Annotated in this window: 15 protein-coding genes and 1 pseudogene; 13 read left to right on the top strand and 3 right to left on the bottom strand. The window is 57.0% G+C overall.

Annotation, left to right across the window (positions count from 1 at the left end; genetic code table 11):
- Positions 1 to 18 precede the first annotated feature (18 nt).
- The 6 genes from KPL81_RS15675 (at position 19) to KPL81_RS15700 (ending at position 9,753) form a co-directional block, all read left to right on the top strand.
- A complete protein-coding gene (locus tag KPL81_RS15675; RefSeq protein ID WP_219792987.1) occupies positions 19 to 2,091 on the top strand; it encodes a type VI secretion system Vgr family protein in 2,073 nt (690 codons plus the stop codon).
- Positions 2,092 to 3,015, top strand: a complete 924-nt coding sequence (locus tag KPL81_RS15680; protein ID WP_219792988.1) for a DUF4123 domain-containing protein — start codon at positions 2,092 to 2,094, stop codon at positions 3,013 to 3,015.
- The gene (locus KPL81_RS15685) at positions 3,008 to 6,358 is read left to right on the top strand and encodes a T6SS effector BTH_I2691 family protein (RefSeq protein WP_219792989.1); all 3,351 of its coding nucleotides are present in this window, start codon (positions 3,008 to 3,010) and stop codon (positions 6,356 to 6,358) included. Before KPL81_RS15680 ends, KPL81_RS15685 begins: the two co-directional genes overlap by 8 nt.
- 69 nt (positions 6,359 to 6,427) lie before the next feature.
- The gene (locus KPL81_RS15690) at positions 6,428 to 7,177 is read left to right on the top strand and encodes a hypothetical protein (RefSeq protein ID WP_219792990.1); all 750 of its coding nucleotides are present in this window, start codon (positions 6,428 to 6,430) and stop codon (positions 7,175 to 7,177) included.
- Between the two features lie 370 nt (positions 7,178 to 7,547).
- Positions 7,548 to 8,276 (top strand): hypothetical protein, encoded by a 729-nt coding sequence (locus tag KPL81_RS15695; RefSeq protein WP_219792991.1) that lies wholly within the window; start codon positions 7,548 to 7,550, stop codon positions 8,274 to 8,276.
- Between the two features lie 481 nt (positions 8,277 to 8,757).
- Entirely contained in the window at positions 8,758 to 9,753 is a 996-nt protein-coding gene (locus KPL81_RS15700; RefSeq protein ID WP_219792992.1) for a hypothetical protein, read from the top strand.
- A gap of 633 nt (positions 9,754 to 10,386) precedes the next feature.
- On the opposite strand, the pseudogene KPL81_RS15705 reads toward KPL81_RS15700, so the two are convergent.
- A pseudogene (locus KPL81_RS15705) lies at positions 10,387 to 10,886 on the bottom strand (transposase); the annotation flags it as partial.
- 77 nt (positions 10,887 to 10,963) lie between these two features.
- Between KPL81_RS15705 and KPL81_RS15710 the strand changes: the two are divergent.
- The 7 genes from KPL81_RS15710 (at position 10,964) to KPL81_RS15740 (ending at position 16,765) form a co-directional block, all read left to right on the top strand.
- Positions 10,964 to 12,241, top strand: coding sequence for a hypothetical protein (locus KPL81_RS15710; RefSeq protein WP_219792993.1), 1,278 nt, complete (start codon positions 10,964 to 10,966; stop codon positions 12,239 to 12,241).
- 379 nt (positions 12,242 to 12,620) lie between these two features.
- A complete protein-coding gene (locus tag KPL81_RS15715) occupies positions 12,621 to 13,040 on the top strand; it encodes a hypothetical protein (RefSeq protein WP_219792994.1) in 420 nt (139 codons plus the stop codon).
- 205 nt (positions 13,041 to 13,245) lie between these two features.
- Positions 13,246 to 13,614 (top strand): hypothetical protein, encoded by a 369-nt coding sequence (locus KPL81_RS15720; protein ID WP_219792995.1) that lies wholly within the window; start codon positions 13,246 to 13,248, stop codon positions 13,612 to 13,614.
- Between the two features lie 774 nt (positions 13,615 to 14,388).
- Positions 14,389 to 15,153 carry a hypothetical protein gene (locus tag KPL81_RS15725; protein ID WP_219792996.1) on the top strand — a complete coding sequence of 255 codons (765 nt, stop codon included), beginning with the start codon at positions 14,389 to 14,391 and terminating at the stop codon, positions 15,151 to 15,153.
- A gap of 518 nt (positions 15,154 to 15,671) precedes the next feature.
- On the top strand, positions 15,672 to 15,950 hold the full coding sequence (locus tag KPL81_RS15730) for a hypothetical protein (RefSeq protein ID WP_219792997.1): 279 nt from the start codon (positions 15,672 to 15,674) through the stop codon (positions 15,948 to 15,950).
- A gap of 35 nt (positions 15,951 to 15,985) precedes the next feature.
- A complete protein-coding gene (locus KPL81_RS15735) occupies positions 15,986 to 16,183 on the top strand; it encodes a hypothetical protein (RefSeq protein WP_219792998.1) in 198 nt (65 codons plus the stop codon).
- A 111-nt stretch (positions 16,184 to 16,294) separates the two neighbouring features.
- Positions 16,295 to 16,765, top strand: a complete 471-nt coding sequence (locus KPL81_RS15740) for a GNAT family N-acetyltransferase (protein WP_219792999.1) — start codon at positions 16,295 to 16,297, stop codon at positions 16,763 to 16,765.
- 325 nt (positions 16,766 to 17,090) lie between these two features.
- Here the strand turns inward: KPL81_RS15740 and KPL81_RS15745 are convergent, their stop codons facing one another.
- Together KPL81_RS15745 and KPL81_RS15750 are read right to left on the bottom strand one after the other, a co-directional pair.
- Entirely contained in the window at positions 17,091 to 17,642 is a 552-nt protein-coding gene (locus tag KPL81_RS15745; protein ID WP_219793000.1) for a thioredoxin family protein, read from the bottom strand.
- Positions 17,643 to 17,675: 33 nt separating this feature from the next.
- Complete coding sequence (locus KPL81_RS15750) at positions 17,676 to 18,542, bottom strand: dienelactone hydrolase family protein (RefSeq protein WP_240549329.1); 867 nt, start codon at positions 18,540 to 18,542, stop codon at positions 17,676 to 17,678.
- Between the last annotated feature and the right edge of the window lie 50 nt (positions 18,543 to 18,592).

Genomic DNA, 18,592 nt, shown 5'->3' on the forward strand with positions numbered 1-18,592 from the left:
GATTGAACTTATGGATGGATGCGCACTATGAATGGATTGCAATTCACCCTAGCGCTCGCTGGAGCCGAAGCGGCCGACCTGGCGGTGACCGACTTCACCCTGGAGGAGGCGCTCTCCGCGCCCTTCACCCTCACGCTGCGCTTCGCCAGCCGCGACGGCAGCCTCGCCGCGAGTGACATCCTCGACCGCCCGGTGAGCCTGACGATATGGCAGGACGGCGAGGTGCTGCGCCGGGTGCATGCCATCGTCAGTGAGTTCGGTCGCGGCGACCGCGGCCACCGGCGCACGATCTACTCGCTGGTCGCGCGCCCGGCCGTCTGGCGCCTGGGCCTGCGCCACAACTCGCGCATCTTCCAGCAGGTCTCGCCGCTCACGGTCATCAACACCCTGTGCGACGAGCGCGGCCTCACCGACGTGGCCTTCGCCGCCACCCGCGAACCGCAGGAAAGAGAGTTCCTCGTTCAGTACCGGGAAACCGATCTCGCCTTCATCCAGCGCCTGGCCGCCGAGGAGGGGCTGTTCTACTTTCATGAGTTTGAAGATGCTCCCGGTGGCACCCACCGCCTGGTATTCGCCGACGCGCCCCAGGTGCTGGCCCACCTGGGCAGCCGCACCTACCACGGCCGCGCCGGCGGCACCCCGCCGAGCCGCCACGTGCGCAAGCTCGAACAGCTCGCCCGGGTCGCCCCGGCTTCGGTCACACTCAAGGACACCTCGTTCAAGAACCCCGCCTACGCCCAACTCCATGAACACGCCGCGGACGGCCTGGAAGAACACGCCCAAAGAGACGACTACGAACACTACGACTACCCCGGCCGCTACAAGGCCGACGCCTCCGGCGAGGCCTTCACCCGCATTCGCCTGGAGCACCTGAGAAGCGACGCCCTGACCTGTAGCGCCGAAAGCGACCTGCCCGAGCTCGCCCCGGGCACGCGCTTCACCCTCACCGACCACGATCTCGACGAGCTCAACGTCGACTGGCAGGTAGTGTCGGTCACGCACACCGGCAGCCAGCCCCAGGCGCTGGAAGAGGATGGTGTCACTCAGGGCGATGCGGCGGGCCTTGGCCAGATGACCAAGTTCGACAACGAACTGGTGCTGATACCCGCCGACCAGGCCTGGCGTCCCAAACCCAACGCCAAGCCAAGAGTCGACGGCCCGCAGGTCGCCTTCGTCGTCGGCCCCGAGGGCGAGGAGATTTATTGCGACGAGCACGGCCGGGTCAAGGTGCAGTTCCCCTGGGATCGCTACGCCGAACCCAATGAAACGGCCAGTGCCTGGGTGCGCGTCTCCCAGGGCTGGGCCGGCGGCGGCTACGGCAGCATCGCCATCCCGCGGATCGGCCATGAGGTGGTGGTCAGCTTCCTCGAGGGCGATCCGGATCAGCCGCTGATCACCGGGCGCACCTACCACGCGGTGAATACCCCGCCCTACGAACTGCCGACACACAAGACCCGTACCGTGCTCCGTACCCAGAGCCACAAGGGCGAAGGGTTCAACGAACTTCGCTTCGAGGACGAGGCCGGCGAGGAGCAGATCTGGCTGCACGCCCAGAAGGACCTGGAGCTTCTCACCAATAACGACCGCACCGAGGAGATCGGCCACGACAGCTTCCTCACCGTGCATCACGACCGCATCGGCGAAGTCGACGCCGACGATCACCTGACGGTCCACGGCAGCCGCCACACCCAGATCGACGGCGACGACCACCTCATCGTCGATGCCAACCGTCACGAGAAGTACGGCCGCGCGCAGCTGGTCGAGGCCGGCCAGGAGATTCACCACAAGGCGGGCATGAAGGTAGTGATCGAAGCCGGCGCCGAGATCACCCTCAAGGCCGGCGGCAGCTTCATCAAGCTCGACCCCAGCGGCGTCACCATCGTCGGCGCCCAAGTCAAGATCAACTCCGGCGGCAGCCCCGGCTCCGGTTCAGGCCAGGCGGCCCAGGCGCCGGCGCTGCCGCGGGAGGCAACCGGCGAAGCGCACGAGGCTGTGGCACCGATCCAGCGCCGCGCCCAGCTCACATCGCTTTTGAAGGCGCCAGCCAGTTGCGAGATCTGCGAGTCGGGTAATGGCCAGGAGGGGGCTTAAGTGAGCGAGTTGGATCGTGCCATGCACGTGCTGGTGGATGGGGTGCGCTATCCCGATGCCCTCAGGCGGTTGTATGCGCGTGACGATCTCGCCGAGATCGTGCCGCTGTACCTGCTTACCCGTTTCAAGGACGTCGCGGCGGAAGGGCCGATTCTGGTGGTACCAAGGGAGCGCCACCTCGTCGACGAGATTCTCGCCGAGGGAGATGGCGAGCGAACGCGCGCCATGTCGTTGATTTCGAGTACGGCATCCACGGAAGAGCTGGGAGATCATCTGCTGGGCTTCGTGGAGATCGAGGTCGGTGGAGCGCAGCGGCTGCTCAGATTCGCCGATCCACTGGTGCTGAGACATTGGCTGGCGAGCTATGGCGGGAGCGTGCCGGCCGACGTGATGGGGCCGATCGACACCTGGCGAGTGGCGCAGTGGGCGCCGGCCTGGGCCAAGCATGAGAACCCGGTTTGGAGAACTTTCGGGGGGGAGGCCAGTCAGTCACCTTCTGACGATCAGCTGTCTCATTCACCTGCTTTCTTTGCCGCGCCGCAGCTCGACGCCTTGGATGCGGTGGCGCGCTGGCAGTTCAAGGAACGCTTGGCGGAATATTTTGAGCGCCATGCCGGTGAGGCCTGGTCAGGGCTGGCCATTGGACAAAGAGGCGATTGGATGGAGTCGCGTCTGGATGAAGCCTTGGCCTGGGGAGCGCAGACGGAGCGGCAACTTGCCATCTGGATGGAGCTGAGCCTGCGCTGGGGGGCAGGCTTCATGACGACCCCGACCGGCCCCTACGCCCTCTGGGTGGCTCAAGACGCATCCCGCGGCAGGTTGCCCCAACAGCAACAGCTGTATGAATTCGATGCCTGGTGTCGCTCGGCTGAGGGAATCCAAGAGGCTAACAACGAGACAACAAGGAAGTCACACCATGTCTGATCGACAAGCCCAACAGGATGCGCGCGACGCCGAGTTCGGCGAGACTCCCTTCGGGGCGACCGGCATGTGCCCGCTGTATCTCGAATGCGCCATCTTCCCGGTGCGCTACGCCATCGATGAAGCGTCGAGCGAGGAAGAGGCGACACAGGGGCCGCACCCCCTGTCCGATTCATGGCAACAGCATGGCTACCCTGAGCTGCAGACGCGCAGCTACACGCTGCGTCAACTCCGCGATGGGTGGCTCTACGTTTGGGATGAAATCGACCGAACCTTCCACGAATATCGCGTCGAGGGGCATCAGTTCATGCGGATCCCCTGGCCTGAAAACATCAACGAAACTCGGCCCGACGAACGCGAGGGCGACGGAGAAAGCAAACCCTACCTGCTATATCCGTGCCGCAGTCGGATCTGGCTTGCCTACTCTCCCGCACAGTGGACCTGGCGAATCTGCGAGCACATGCGTTCGAACGTGGATGCTCGCCGACGCTTCATGCGGCCGCTCAACATACGCTCGGCCATCGAAGCCCCCGAGAGTACCGCACATGTGGGACCTTTGAGCGAACTGGGGCAGCATCTGGCCGACATCACCCCGCAGGGTGCGGTTAGCGACTTCGACTCGACCACGGTGATGACACGCACGCTCACCCAGGAGGAGCAGCAGGGAGAGGAAGAGACGGAATATGTCACCCTAGCCCATAAGCCCGAAATCGATCAGAACGCCGTGCTGGCCCAGGTACCCGACAAGGATCAGGCTCTGTTTGTCGCCTTGGACGATCCGCTGGGAGTCGTCAACGATCTGACCATGAATCTGGTGGGTGTGGAGATGGCCCACGAGCAGTTTGAAGACGAGACTGGGCATCGTCTCAACACCGCCCTGGTGGTGCAGCGTCTGTGTGGCTTCGATGAAAGTGATCTCCCCGATGCCGTGCGCAATGACTCCGACAAGCGGCGCAGGGCCATTGAACTTCTTGGGCTCCATTATCAACTGCGGCAGAGCGATGAGCTGTCCACCGCCATTAATCGGGGTGGTCCGTTCGATAGAACGATCCGTACGAACGCCAGCGCTAACAGTCGACAGACCCAGCTGGCAGCCTACGAGGCCGAGCTGGCCGATCTTGGCGTCGATCCTCCAGACGATGACGACTACCGGGAGTGGAAGGCAAAGGCGATCTGGCGCGGCGACGTGGATTATGAAGGAGCGCTGGCTTTTATTAATGCACAGCAGCCTAAGCAGGAACGATTGCAGGTTCACTGCCAGCGCTGCCGTGAAGACCTGACTACCTGGCTGGATCGACTTCCCACCTCGGCCCAGGCGTTGTGCTTCGATGGCTGCAATGTGATTCAGACCCAGGCACTGATCGAGTTCACCCATATGGTGAGCCAGGCGCTCGGTGCCAGCGAGGAGGGCCAGCAATGGCTCACCGAGCGAGCCCGTCGACGCGACAACTTGCTGGGGTTGGCACTGTTCAACTTCTCGCCGGAGCTGGAGCAGGCGCTCTTTGAGGTGGCGAGAAACTTCATCGAGGCGGGAGAAGCGGACGGCCTGGAAGTTTCGGAGGCCTCCAGCTATGCCTCGCGGGCCAACGAGATCAAGGCCGTGCTCGATCTCGAAAGCGTGCGCAACAGCAAGGTCTTCCAGACCCTGGCTCCCCATGTGCGGTCGTTGCTGGACACTCTGGCAACGGCCGTGAAAGGGCCGGCCAGGCTCGCCTGGGAAGGGCTGGCCTATCAATTGCTCCCGGCGGCGGGCGCGGGAGCCACGATCACTACAGAACGACTTGCCCGAGGGTTGTCGCAGACCATGCAAGCGGCCTTCATGCATCCCGATAATGTGGCCAGGGACACCCAATTGGTTCGTGACGGTGACTACGATGCCCGGCATCATCGTTGGCGGAGAGATGTCGTACGCCTTCAGAATCGCATCCGCGGGCTGCGGGCAACTCTTTCTCGGCCGGCGGCGCCCCATGATCGTGCCGCCCAGATAAGGGATCTCAATGGCCAACAGCAGCAGTTCGACGAGTTGATGACCCGTGAGCCGAAACGTTTCGTCGCCCGTCAGAGCGGCAGCCCAGGTGGGCCAGCCGAGACCCTGGGCTTCGACGAGCTGCGTGAACAGCAACGCCTCAAACTGCAGGCAGGCGCTGTCGCCACTCGCGCCCGCATGCAGGGCTGGATGAACCGCTACGGAGGCGGGCTACCGCTGCTGGTCGCCGGGCTCAACCTGCTGAACCTAGGGGCTACCCTCGAGACCATCGAGCGCGAGGGGATGGACGACAACGCCAGGCAATCTCTGATCAGCGGCCTTGGCTACACCACCAGCGCGGTGATGGCCCTCTGGGTGGTTCCATATTGGAATAAGCATGCGGCCAATGAGGCTTCGATATTTGGTAAGCCTAGGGCATTGGCTAGGGCTGGCGTTCGTCAATGGAGCGGACCAGGGCAGAATGCGGCTTTCTCCCGAATAGCGGCCAAGCTGACCACCCGGGTGGCAGGTATGGCGGTTTTTGGGGCTATTGCTGCTGGAATAGAAACGGCTCAAATCATTGGGCAATTCGAGCAGTCGACCAGTTCAGAGGAGAGAGCGGCTTTATTCTTAAAAGGCAGTGCTACTGCAGCAATGAGTGCGGTTTCGACCACACAGCTTATTGGGGCGCTGCTGGGAAGGTTGGCTCCATTTGCTTGGATCATGGCACCTTGGGCTGCCTGGACCTTGGCCATTGCCGGGGTTGTATACCTCTTCGCCACTTACTTTGCCAATAGGTACCACCGCGAGGGCATCCGCCTATGGCTCTATCGGAGTGGCTGGGGTCGATCACCAAATTGGCCAGATGACGATGAAGGGCGTGCTAACGAATGGCGTGCCCTGCTGGAAGCCCTCTATCAGCCGACGGTTCGCTTGGAGCCGGTGACTCGGCTGGGATATCAAGGGCGAAGCCCCGTCAACGTTCACCAGGGCTTCTGGCTCAAGATTGCGCTGCCTTCCATGCTGGCGGGGGAGGCGATCAAGTTATCCCAAAATGCGAGCCAAGGGTTCTGGGCGCAGTCTTCCAGCATCGAAGAGCGCTCCAGGCGTTCTCTTGGTGAGCTACCAGCATCGGCGGATTATGGCCCGCAGGAGATGCGCGTCTGGCAGGCTTGGCTGCCCGCCGACCTGCAAGATTCGTCGGCGCCTTTTACGCTGTCGGTCGATTATCCCGAGACACTATTGAACTCCCCTAGTAGCGCTGACTATGTATTCCATAAGCCGCAGGCCGATGAAGGTGCTTATGGAATAGAACCAAGGGAAAGCACTGCTGTCTGCCAACCTTTAGGTCGTTTTTTTGACCTGATGATTCCTGCATGATGGGTTGCGGCATAGAAATGCTCTACATACAGCCGCTCAGCTGTCAACTGTTTAAAGGATAAGTGAGAAATGTGGTTTGTACAGCCGAGAAAAAATTATATTCCTGAGATGCTATGGGAATGTATCGATGAGCCCGAGCTTATTAGCTGGCAGGTTCGAGTGAGAGACTATAATACTCTCGCTGCAAATTTGGCTTTTTTCGGCTTTGTTGTGATAGAAGGTTTGTTTTTTTATTACTTGCTATTTGTGGTGAGGGGGTTTGAGTTTGACTTTTTGACGAAAGGTTTTTTTGTGTTGTTTTTTTTGCTATGGCCTGTCGCAATGAGCATGACTCACCAGACCTCCATAATCGTCTACCGCTTGACGGATAAAGGTTATGAGATGTTTTCGTGGAAGCCGCAGATTGATTCGGTCAAGCCAGTAATGAAATGGACTGCCATCATCTCCGGCATAGCCATATTGATCGCTGCCTTTTTTGACCCTGCCTTTCTGCTTGGCATGTTAGGACCGGCGGGTTTTGGTCTGATGGCTCTAGCGATGGGAAATTCCAAGAGCTACCAGAAACTGGCTAGGGGAGAAGATCATTTTAGCGCCTCTTGGAGTGATGTGGAGGAGGTGGCGCTATGGAGAAAGCGCAGATTAATCGGACTCAGATTTACCTTCCACCTTGACAATGGTGTAACTCAGAATGGCTACAGAACACTATACTGTAAAAAGGGGGAAGAAGATAAATGTGTGGAGTTAATAAGAAAAAAAGTGTCGCGTGTGCCTTATGTCGAGAAGAAAATGGAAGTGTTTGAAGGGGGGATGGCGCTTTAGAAGATTTGTTCGGTGAGAATTTAATGAGGCTGGAAAGAATAGCAAGAATATCTGCCTGCATTAAGTCGCAGTAATCGAGCCATCACCGAGCCTTCACAGAAAGGCCCTGGCCCTGCTATTGCCTGAAAACAGCTAAGCGGGGCGGAAAATTCATCTATCAGGGTAGGCATAGAGTGTCTGCCCCGGCGGTAGCGTGGTGGAATCTGTTCACTTGTGGCTGAAGGCTGGATCGATTCGGCTTTCTACAAACCTCGCGCCGGAAGCGGAAAGAAGGGGATCGAGCCAAATAGCGAGGAAGGTCGGGGCATCAGAGCGCCAGCCCGCCTCGAACTCATGGTGCCTCTTACCCCTGAAGAGGAAGGATAAGGTCATGTGGTTTATCCAACCCAAGCAGGACTATGTAGCCCTGATGCCCTGGAAGCATGCCGATGAGCCCGCAGTGATGAGCTGGCAGATTCGAGCTCGGGATTACAATACGTTTGTGGCTAACCTGGCTCTTATCCCAATGGGATTAGTGTGTTTGGGGGGTGCTTATATGGCCTCCCTGTTTGCACAGACATTACTCGGCTCTTTTTTGCTGGGGTGGGGGATGTTTCTATTTGGCATACTCATTGCGATGAGTATCACCCATCAAACCACAATTATTATCTATCGATTTACGGAGGCGAGTGCCGAGGTCTGCTCGTGGAAGCCGCAGATCGATTCCGTCAAGCCGGTGTTGAAGTGGGTGTCAATAATCCTTTTGCCGATAGTCGGTGTTGTTATTCTGATGGATCCTGGGTTGGCTATTACCTCCATCGGTCCGCTCGGCATCGGCTTGATGGCCTGGATGATGGGGTCGTCGGATGAGTATCAAAAGATGCAACGAAACAGTCGGCATGATGAGATGGAGTGGAAAAAAACGGAGATCATAAGGGTCTGGAGAAAGCGTAATATCATTTCATTGACCTATCAATGGAAGCCCTACAGCAAGAACTCTCGATACAGGCCGCTTACCCACCTTGTTTATTGCTATGGCGATGAGCTTGAAAAGAGAATTCAGTTCTTCAGGAAACATCTTCCCGATGCGAAATACGAAGAAGGGAAAATCAATATCTGAGTAGCTTTAGTGGGCGCTAGCAGAACTTCAGGTTCGGATAGCATGGTCATGCCTTCAAGCGAGCCGTTTATTTTGGCGGGCTGTAGGTGATGCTGTTGTCCTCAACCGAGGCCGTTCGAACGTCACCTAAGATCATCCGACTGCGTTGAGTCGCAGCGATCGAGTCAATCATCGGGCCTTTATACGGCCCCTAGCCTCGCAGTTGCATGAAATAGCGCCGCAGGGCGAAAAGCGTCAGATATGAGGGCAAACGTCAAGCGTCTGTCCCGGCGGTAGCGTGGGGAGATTCTACTCATGCGAAGCACCGTTAAAAGATCGCAGGGACATTCAGCTGCAATTTGTGAAACGACGCAGATACCGCTGCGCCCCAGCCGGCGTATTTTCCCGGGCCCGGCCCCCTTGGAGGAGATGCCCAGAGATATGTCAGAAATACTGACTATCGAGGAGGCAAAGGATGACTACTGGATCAAGGAAACCCTCGATGTCGGCTAACGAAACCATTGACGACTACTACGCCGACACCGCCTATACCCCTGCCAAACGTCAGCAGTGGGAGGCGGCCAATCCTGAGCGGGATACCATTATTGGCTCGCGGTTATCTTGGAACCGCCGGACCCAGGATAATGGGACAAATGAGGAGTATGGCTATAAAAATATTGGTATCTCTCAGCGCTGGGAGTTTCAGCGAGTTGAAAAAAATTTAGAAGGTGATGATATTTTCAAAGGCATGAAGGTGCGTTATGACTATAAAGGTATCATGCCACCTAACTATACGGCTGTGGCAAAATTTCTGCGTGTTGTTATGGCTTTTTCGATTGGATTTTTTTTCTTGTTCATCTTTGGCTTTTTTTTTCTTGTGGCTGTTGATTTGTTTTATTGGTTGTTTGGTAGAGGTGGTGCTGAAGTATTTTATACAGCCTTGTGGATGAATCTATGGCTATGCTTGCCTGTAGTCGTGGTTTGTTTGTTTACCTGGCAGGGGGGGCGATATTTGGAAAAAATAAAGCCGACGGTTTTTTATGGTATGAGAAAAGCCCCTCTCTGGCAGCTTAACCGGCAAACGGGGCTTTTCACTATCTATGATCCAAGGAATGCCTGGAAACAACGCTTGGAAGCGCCTTTCTGGGAGTTCGATGCCTATCTGCAAAGCTCCCCCGATACACAAGGCAGCGCCACCTACTCACTGATTCTCTATCACCCCTTTCAGCAAATCCGACAGAAGCTGGATGCCCAATTTCCGCCGACCAAAATGCCCGGCGAACTCATCGCCGCCTGGCAATTCCTGCAGCGCTATATGGATGTTTCCCAGCCGCTACCCGATGTACCCGCCTTGGAGATTCACCGCCACAAGGACCCCACCACGGCGGCGGCTGATCAGCGGCGAGGTCGCAACCCGCGCTACTGGCGAGACATGGACGAAGCCAGCGTAAAGAAGATCCAGGAAGAGAAGTACCGCAAGAATATCCGCCTGCGCTAAGCCGCAGCGACCGAGTCATTCACCGGGCCTCCACAGGGAGGCCCTGGCCCCTCTGTTGGCCTGAAACAGCAAAGTGGGGCGAAAAACGTCACGGGTTACCATGGAATGAAGGACGGTCCATGACCACTACAGCCAAGGAACAGGGAGCTCCCGCCATGGCGCTGCGCGCTGGCGAGCATCTGACACGCGGCCCCAACGAGCTCTATAGTCTGAGCCCCCGACCCATCTCCCTGGGGCCCACGGCGGGCGGCGGGGCGGACGTGGGACGTCTGGTTCATCGCCGCGACCAGGCAACCCTGGATCTGCTGCCTATCGTCAGCCGCAACGGCATGCTGGCTTGGGGGGGGCGGCAGTTGGGGCGGTGCTTTTTTTTGTCTGGGCCTCAGCAGTCTTTATGGTCTTTTATGGCAGCTTTACCCCGATTTCTTTATCCGCGGTTCCGCCCCGGTGCGCTTTCACCGCCAGCGCCGCGAGGTGGCCTTCGTGGTGGAACGCCCCGGGCGAAAGGTTTTCTTGCCGGCTCCCAGCGCGCACCTGATGTACGGCTTCTGGTTTGCGCTGTTTTCCATGAGTGGCTCTGTAACGTTGGTCAGTCTCGGTGGACTCGGGGGCGAGATGCATATGTTCGGTCGCCAGAATCAGGTAACCGCTCTTGAGTTCGAGGAGGTGCCGACGGCCGAGGCATTGCCCTTGCCCTTGATCAGGTCGCCTTCCCAATGCCCTGAATCAGCTCCTTTCTCAGCTCACCGACAGGCAAGGCGTAGATGGCACTGTAGATCGTTTCACGGCAGACGTAGGCGTCGCGAAGGTCAGGAATCGTCATACGCTTGAGCTTGCCGCTGATCTGCCTCGGGAGACAAGCGCTGACGCAACATGTGCTGAATCAAGGCGAACCGAGGGCTTCCTGGGAGCAGCTTGCGCTTTGGGCGACAGCCTACTCGGCGATCATGGCGATACTGTTGAGCGTGTGAAACGCGGTATCTGCCATCGGACGAGCGATTGCGTCGTGTCTCTCGACTGATCGTCGACGGGGATCGCTCCAGCAGGTCCGCCACCTCTCTGATGCTCAAGCCTTGCTCCAGGCTGACTTGGATCGTGGCGCGTTCTTCGATGCAGAGTTCAGAATAGGACATGGGGTCAACACCTTACCGGATTGGTCAGGTGTTGCACTCAGAATTTGCGGCCAAGTAGTTTTTGTCGAACTTTTGACATGATTGAGGTGCTGTTTATGCAAGTCTTTTTTCTTATCTTGGCAGTATTGAGCCTGGTTTTTACTATCTCTTCTATGAAAAAGGTGGCTGTATCAAAAATACTAAGAAAGCGAAAGTTGAAAAGTTTCGAATGTCGTCAGCTCGGAGAAAAAGAGAAGGTTGTAGCTAGCTTGGGTGTGGCGTTTACAGGGGAGCTTTACCAGGGGGGAGGCGCTTTTAGTATTGAGGGTGCGGTGGAGAGATTGAACTTCTACTACCGAGGCTTTCACACTGAGACTCGATATTATCTGGAAGGGCTGGAAGTCATTTTTCCTTTTGATGCACTTGACCATATAAAGGAATATAATCAGGCTGAGGTGGTTGATGTTGGCGAAGGCAAGGTGGGAGTGATTTCTCTAAATGGCTCGTTTGATATAGTGGACGCTGCAGAAAGACATAATTTGCACTTTCGTATTGCTTTTTTGGAAGGCCGCATTGGAGTCTTCGAAGATCGTTTTAGTGATTCGAAAGATAAAAAAATTGAGATTTTGAAGGTTTTTGAAGACTTCGATAAAACCTACTTCCCTAAAAGATACGACAGTGAAAGCCTTGCTTTTGCTTCAATGCACTTGTTTGGTATTTTTGCATCTTTGATAGCTTCAGGCGCAACTTTTGTTGGTTTGCATGATTGGATGTTGGGGTTTTGTTTTCTTTTGCCTCTTCCTGTTTTTATTTATTTTATTTTCATCTTGGCTCCTAAGAGCTTCAATAAGGACTATCTAGAGGGAAGCAGGATTTATAAAGTTAAAGGAGACTTGAGCTTCTCAGGGAAAGGCGTTCATGTTGCAGAGATTGGCCCTGTCGACCAAGTTTATCTACCTCCTCAGTGGCGTGACGTTATGCCTGGCAAGATTTGTGATCAAGTTTTTTATTTGTTGGTGAATTATTATGGTGGGTGTGAATTGTGCGGTGTAGAGAGGTATACTTCAAAGGAAGTTCCCTTGGTTAGCAAGAAGTGGGTGCTATTCGCTGGGCCGGCGTATGTTTCTATGCTCTCCCTTTTTATTGCTCTATTGTCTATGTATTTTGTCGATTCTCTCCCGTTTCTTTCTTACCCTTGGAAAGATGTAGGTGAGGTTGGTGGTGGTAACTTTGTTCTTCTATTTGTAGTTTTTTTTGGCTTTGTTGTTTTTTTGGCCACCTTTCCTGTTTATTGCTTTCTTCTCTCTAGGTATAGGAAAGGTGTTTCTTTTTCTCGCAAAAAGGCCAGGCTTGTGATTGACTGTTTAATTAACTAGATGGTTTTCTGGGTAGTTAGGGAGTAAGCGAACCACGAACCCCATCTGCCCACGGTAGCGTCCCTTTCCAGCACCAGGGCAGCAGTGGGCTGAGGTCGTCAGTCTCGCTGAGGGTGGGCAGGGTCTCGAACACGAACTGCAAGTAGTCGTAGGGTGACCCGGACGTCGACTCTTTCAGCCCGATTTTGGCCTGAAATCGGCACCTGTGGCCTGAGAATTCAGTGGCTTAGCCAATTTTTCAACGTCAGCGAAGGTTGTCCGCGCCCCCTCTACGGACTTATAGCTCTGACGCTGACACTGACGGAGATGTCGGACGATATGTCGGACATTCTCAGCGTCGAGAGAGCTGAAGATGATTACTGGATCAAGGAAAGGCTCAATGTCCGCTAAAGACAACGTCGGCGACTATTATGCCGAAACTGCCTATATACCCATCAAGCGTCAGCGGTGGGAGGCAGAAAATCCTGAGCGGGATACCATTATTGGCTCTCGGCTTTCCTGGGATCGCCAGACTCGGGATAACGGGACGAAAGAAGAGTATGGCTATAACAATATAGCCATTTCTCAGAGTTGGGAAGATCAACGGGAGAGAAAGAAACTAGAAGGCGATGATACTTTCAAAGCCATAAAGGTATGTTATGACCATAAACGTATTATGCCGCCTAACTATAAGGCAGTGGCAAAAATATTCTATATGATCATGGCCTTTGGAAAAGGTTTTTTTCATGGTCATTATTTTTTGTGCTTTTTTCTTCTTCTTGACTTTATTGTTTTTAATATTTGGAAAGTGGGATTTTGAAGAGTCAGTTGGTGCTGTTCTGACGGGTGGTGCTATGATGCTTCCAGTGGTTTTTATAACTTTTGTGACTTGGAAGTTTTGTGCATTGCTTAATAAATATCGGCCTGATATTTTTCTTGGAATGAGAAGCTTTCCCCTGTGGCAAATTAACCGCCAAACAGGCTTGTTTACTCTTTACGATTCTAAGCATCCTTGGGAGATTCGCTTGGAAGCCCCCTTCTGGGAGTTCGATGCCTTTTTTCAAAGCACCCCCGATACCCAAGGCAGTGCCACCTACTCGCTGATCCTCTATCACCCCTTCCAGCGAGTCCGGCAGAAACTGGACGCCCAGTTCCCGCCGACCAAGATGCCTGGCGAGCTCGTGGCCGCCTGGCAATTCCTGCAGCGCTACATGGACGTCTCCCAACCGCTGCCCGATGTGCCGGGCCTTGAGATCCACCGCCACAAGGATCCCACCACGGCCGCGGCGGACCAGCAGCAGGGTCGCAATCCACGTTACTGGCGAGACATGGACGAAGCTAGCGTCAAGAAGATCCAGGAAGAGAAGTACCGCAAGAATATCCGCCTGCGCTAAGCCGCAGCGACCGAGTCATTCACCGGGCCTCCACAGGGAGGCCCTGGCCCCTCTGTTGGCCTGAAACAGCAAAGTGGGGCGAAAAACGTCAAGCATCAGGGCAAGCGCCGGGCGTCTGTCCCGGCGGTAGCGTGGGGTTCATGCGTAGCTTTGGCATTAACACGGGTTACCATGGAGGACGGTCCATGACCACTACAGCCAAGGAACAGGAAGCGCCCGCCATGGCGCTGCGTGCCGGCGAGCATCTGACACGTGGCCCCAACGAGCTCTATAGCCTGAGCCCCCGGCCCATCCCCTTGGGGCCTACGGCGGGTGCTGGGGCGGACGTGGGACGTCTGGTTCATCGCCGCGACGAGGCAACTCTGGATTTGCTGCATAACGTCAGCCGCAACGGCATGTTGGCCTGGGGGGGGGGCGGCGGTCTGGATGATGCTCGCCTTTATAGGGGTATTCTTCTTCGTCGTTTTTATGGTCTTTTATGGCGGCTTCACCTGGGGCGACGCACTGGGGATCACGGGGGGAGGAGCCTATGTGGGGATTCTGCTTTTTACGATAGGCGGACTATGGCTCCCAGATCTCTGGATTCGCGGTTCCGCCCCGGTGCGCTTCCATCGTCAGCGCCGCGAAGTGGCCTTCGTGGTGGAACATCCTGGGCGAAAGGTCTTTCTGCCGGCCCCCAGCGCGCACCTGATGTATGGCTTCTGGTTTGCGCTGTTTGCAAGTAGTGGCTTTTTAACATTGGTCAGTCTCGGTGGACTCGGGGGCGAGATGCATATGTTCGATCGCCAGGGTATTGCGCTGATGGCGACTGCTCATCTGGTCGTGTTGCCTGCTCTGGCCATCGGCTATGTCCTCTTCTACCGCTGGATGCGTCGCCTGGCCGGCTGGCGCAAGGAAACCGTCTTCGTGCCCTGGGAAGACGTGGTGGCGGTGGCGGCCCGCAACATGGCCGTCACCATCGGTGGGCCGGCGGGGCTGGGCTGGGAACTGCACATCCTGCCGCCGGACCCCGAGCGGCCGGGCTATAGCCTGGCCGGGTCCGGTGTCTCGGCCGGCATGACCGGCCTGCAGATGGCGATGATGCAATGGGAGCTGATCCGTCGCTATATGGAAGAGGGCCCCGAGGCGGCACCCGAACGCGCCGACGACTATAGCGTGGCCTGGTACAAGGAAGAGATGGCCAGGCAACGGAAGCGCCATGAGCGGGAGGGCAAGCCGTTCTGGCGCTACCGCATCAAGTGCTGGATGGAACTGGCCTACTTCGCCAGCTGGTACACCGAGTACCGCGTCAAGCATGTGCTGCCCAAGGCCAGCCCCAAGGGTTGGGTACAGGAGTGGTCCCAACCGCTTCCCGAATCCCAATGGGCCAGGCCCTCGGCGGAACTCACCGAACTGACGCGCCAGGTAGAGGCCGCTTATGCGCGTGGTGAGACCTTCCTCGACCTGGGGCCGGTGGAGAAACGCTTCGGGCAACCAAGCGCCGGCGAGGCGCCGAAGGCGGCCTATCCCAGCGTGCCCTTTGCCGCCCACTCAGGCTGATACCAGAAAGGGGCTGGCTTGGCCATTTCCCGTCGGGAGTCGTGCGACCCGACACTGGGTTTCCCATCCAATTTTTCAGGAGCTGACGCGGCATGGACGAAGCCAGCGTGAAGAACATCCAGGAAGAGAAGTAACGCAAGAATATCCGTCTTCGCTAAGTCGTAGCGAATGAGCCAATAACTGGGCCTTTATGGGGAGGCCCTGGCCCCGCTGTTGCCTGAAATCGCGCAGCGGGGAGGAAAACGACAAAAGCAGGGAAGGCGCCTGAGCGTCTGCCCCGGCGGTAGCGTGAACTTATAAGGAAAAGCTAATTATTTGCCTGTGAAGTTTCATGCTTTATAAGCGAGGCTGCGAGCCATCGATGCAGCCATAATGTTACCAACGACAGGGATAGTAAAATGCTACCGACGAGTTTCAAGGCTCCCTTCGACGTTCAGTTCATCACGGGCCTCTACCAGCGGCTGCAGGAGCATGACGATTCGATTGTGCTACTACTGCGAACCAGGGCTGGACGGAAGATGACTGACCCAGAGAAGGCGGCTTTTGGCGAGATAAGAAATGCCGATGGCAAGATGTTCTTCGGCATGAACGGAAAAGAAGGTATCGTGCACCTCAAGAAGGCTGGGAGCCTCGGTGGGCCGCTACTGGCCTATCTCAGGGAGGATGGGGTCGGTCAGCAAGACGTCACCTATGATCTTGGTACCATTGGGGTTTGTGCGTATGCGGTCTTGGTGGCAGTTGTCGGTTTTTTTATTCCAGCCAAAACTATATGCCTCTTCTGTTTCTTATCCTTCTAGCCTGTATCGCTTGCACGCTGCTTGGGGTGGCGTTGATGGCTCATGCCTATAAAGAAGGCAACGAGACATGGGCAATTCCGGCCCTGGGTTGCCTGGGCATTGGCGCTCTGCCTACGGCGCCGGCGAGCCTGTTGGTGCTGCCCATGATGACGGCGCTCGGTCGTGCCAAGCTGCAGCGATTACTGCAGCAGGGTGATGATGGAGTGGTGAAGGATGCTCCCCTGCACCAGTAGTCAGCCAACTGGGGCGGTAACGAAAAGCCCGGCCAGTCGGTTGGGCTTTTCGTCATGCTGCAAAAAACCGGTATGTTGCAGCAAAGGCGAACAGGGTTGAAGAGGGCCATTATGGTCACAATCGAGGTGTTTGACCCGTCACATGTAAAAGAGGTGCTCACCATAGAGCTGACGGAAGAGCAGGTGGCGTTTGCCGGTGACGCGAAAGCGTTCCTGGATGAAGAGAATGGTTCCGTTCACCGCTATGTGATCAAGCTGAATAACAATGTCGTTGGCTTTTTCAAGCTGGACCTTGGGTATTCGGAGCGCTATGACTTTTGTCCTGATGGAGCATTGGGACTTAGGGCTTTTGCCCTGGGTAGTGATTATCAGGGAAAGGGGCTGGGCGTGGCTTCGGTAAGGGCTTTATTTGCCTATGCAAAAGAGCACTTTACAGGGCACAGGGAAATTTACCTGACGGTGAATTGCAAGAACCCGCGCGCGCATGCCTGTTACCTCAAGGGTGGCTTTGAAGATACGGGCGAATTGTACCATGGCGGGCCGGCGGGTCCGCAGCATGTCATGCGTGGACAAATTGTCTGATGCGCATCGCCTCAGAACGGTGAGCCATCTCCTCATCTTGCGCGACTCAATCGAGACAGGGCGCATCGTGCATTTCTTGCGGCCAAGCCGAAGCCAAAAAAAGCCCGGCCTTGCGGCCGGGCCTTTCATCGACGCTTCCCTATCCATCCTACCTTGGGCGTCCTGCCCAAGCTTCCCTGGGTCTGAGCATTCCGTCGCTCGGTCTTCCTTGATGGGCTCTCCCTAGCCCGATGTGCCTATCGTGACAGCTCGCGAGCCAGAACGATTTAACCTGGGATAGCTTCGCGTGTAAGAAATTTCTGACAAATGTCGCGGTTCATCGCCGCTATCGTTTCCACTTGATATTGCAGCCCATGGAGGGCATCTGGTTGGTGTCCGGCGCCTGCCCTGCCAGTACCGCATCCGCGGCGGCACGCAGGTCCTTGCCCGTTACCGGCGTCTCCTTGCTGGGGCGGCTGTCGTCGAATTGGCCGCGATAGGCCAGCCGATGGTTGCGGTCGTAGAGGAAGAAGTCGGGCGTGCAGGCGGCCTGGAAGGCGCGTGCCACCTCCTGGGTTTCGTCCACCAGGTAAGGGAAGTCGTAGCCGCGTGCCTGGGCTTCCTCGGCCATGCGCTCGGGGCTGTCGGCCGGGTGTGTCGCAAAGTCGTTGCTGTTGATGGCCACGACCGCGAGGCCACGATCGCCATACTCGCGAGCAAAGTCGGCGAAGGCATCGGCGATGTGCTTCACGAAGGGGCAGTGATTGCAGATGAAGGCCACCAGCAGGGGCGTGTCGCGGAACTGCTCGCTGTCGATTTCCGCCCCGTGGGGATCGGGCAAGCGGAAAGCCGGCAAGGGGCTTCCCAGTTCCGTCATGTGCGAAGGCGTCAATGACATGGATGCGAAGCCTCCTGTTCGTTTGGGTGAGTGCTATTGATTGAGTGTCTTGTCCAATAGCAGCAGCGCTGCCTGCCAGGAGGAGGCATCGGCCGCTGCGTTGTAGCCGAGCGGCAAGTCGAACTCCTCTGCCAGCGCATCGGCATCGGGATTCGTGAAACCATGCAAGGCCTGGGGGTAATTGATCACTTTGACATTGGCCCCCTGTGCCTCGAGCGCGCGCGCCATGGCGGAGAGGTCGTCCCGCGCGACGAGGGAGTCCGCGCCGCCATTGTGGATCTGCACCACACCCTCGAATTCTCCACGGGCGGAGGCCGCTTGGGTAGGAGCGCCGTGGAAGCTGATGACGGCCTCGAGCGGCATGCCGGACAAGGCCATGTTCATCACGACCCCGCCGCCAAAGCAGTAGCCGATGGCCGCCATGCCGGTGTCCGCCACGGCGGGATGCTGGCGCAGCTGGGCCATCGCCGCTTCGAATCGGGCGCGGGCGGCGGGCCAATCCTGCATGACCTGCGAGGAGAATTCGCCCGCCTGGTCGGGGTGCGTGGCAACCTGGCCGCCGCCATACATGTCCACCGCCAAGGCCACGAAGCCCAGCGCGGCGAGCTGGTCGGCACGGGCACGGGCATATTCATCGAGTCCCCACCACTCGTGAACCACCAACACGGCCGGGCGTGGCGTTTCATCATTGACGTTGCGCGCCAGGTAGCCCTGGTAGGTTTCACCACCGGTCGAGTACTCGAAAATTTCGCCCTCGACGCGTGGCCCCCAGGCCGGTATGAACTCCGGATCGGTCTTGGGTTCGGCTTCGGCGGGTGTCGGCTGGTTGTTCTCCTGGGCCATGGCCGGGCTTGTCAGCCCAACTGAGAATAGGCACAAGAGCGTGAAAAGTAAGCGCATGCGCAGCTCTCCTTGCTCGTTTTTCTTGGTCAGGTCTCGAAGTCAGAGAG

It is taken from the genome of Billgrantia antri, from assembly GCF_019430905.1.
Lineage (GTDB): Bacteria > Pseudomonadota > Gammaproteobacteria > Pseudomonadales > Halomonadaceae > Halomonas > Halomonas antri.

Bases quoted from the DNA above. Each gene is read 5' to 3' on its own strand.
- KPL81_RS15690 (WP_219792990.1), top strand. From the start codon at position 6,428: ATGTGGTTTGTACAGCCGAGAAAAAATTATATTCCTGAGATGCTATGG.
- KPL81_RS15675 (WP_219792987.1), top strand. From the start codon at position 19: ATGCGCACTATGAATGGATTGCAATTCACCCTAGCGCTCGCTGGAGCC.
- KPL81_RS15750 (WP_240549329.1), bottom strand. From the start codon at position 18,542: ATGCGCTTACTTTTCACGCTCTTGTGCCTATTCTCAGTTGGGCTGACA.
- KPL81_RS15695 (WP_219792991.1), top strand. From the start codon at position 7,548: ATGTGGTTTATCCAACCCAAGCAGGACTATGTAGCCCTGATGCCCTGG.
- KPL81_RS15700 (WP_219792992.1), top strand. From the start codon at position 8,758: ATGTCGGCTAACGAAACCATTGACGACTACTACGCCGACACCGCCTAT.
- KPL81_RS15735 (WP_219792998.1), top strand. From the start codon at position 15,986: ATGGCTCATGCCTATAAAGAAGGCAACGAGACATGGGCAATTCCGGCC.
- KPL81_RS15745 (WP_219793000.1), bottom strand. From the start codon at position 17,642: ATGTCATTGACGCCTTCGCACATGACGGAACTGGGAAGCCCCTTGCCG.
- KPL81_RS15715 (WP_219792994.1), top strand. From the start codon at position 12,621: ATGTCCGCTAAAGACAACGTCGGCGACTATTATGCCGAAACTGCCTAT.
- KPL81_RS15725 (WP_219792996.1), top strand. From the start codon at position 14,389: ATGTTCGATCGCCAGGGTATTGCGCTGATGGCGACTGCTCATCTGGTC.
- KPL81_RS15740 (WP_219792999.1), top strand. From the start codon at position 16,295: ATGGTCACAATCGAGGTGTTTGACCCGTCACATGTAAAAGAGGTGCTC.
- KPL81_RS15685 (WP_219792989.1), top strand. From the start codon at position 3,008: ATGTCTGATCGACAAGCCCAACAGGATGCGCGCGACGCCGAGTTCGGC.
- KPL81_RS15710 (WP_219792993.1), top strand. From the start codon at position 10,964: ATGATTGAGGTGCTGTTTATGCAAGTCTTTTTTCTTATCTTGGCAGTA.
- KPL81_RS15730 (WP_219792997.1), top strand. From the start codon at position 15,672: ATGACTGACCCAGAGAAGGCGGCTTTTGGCGAGATAAGAAATGCCGAT.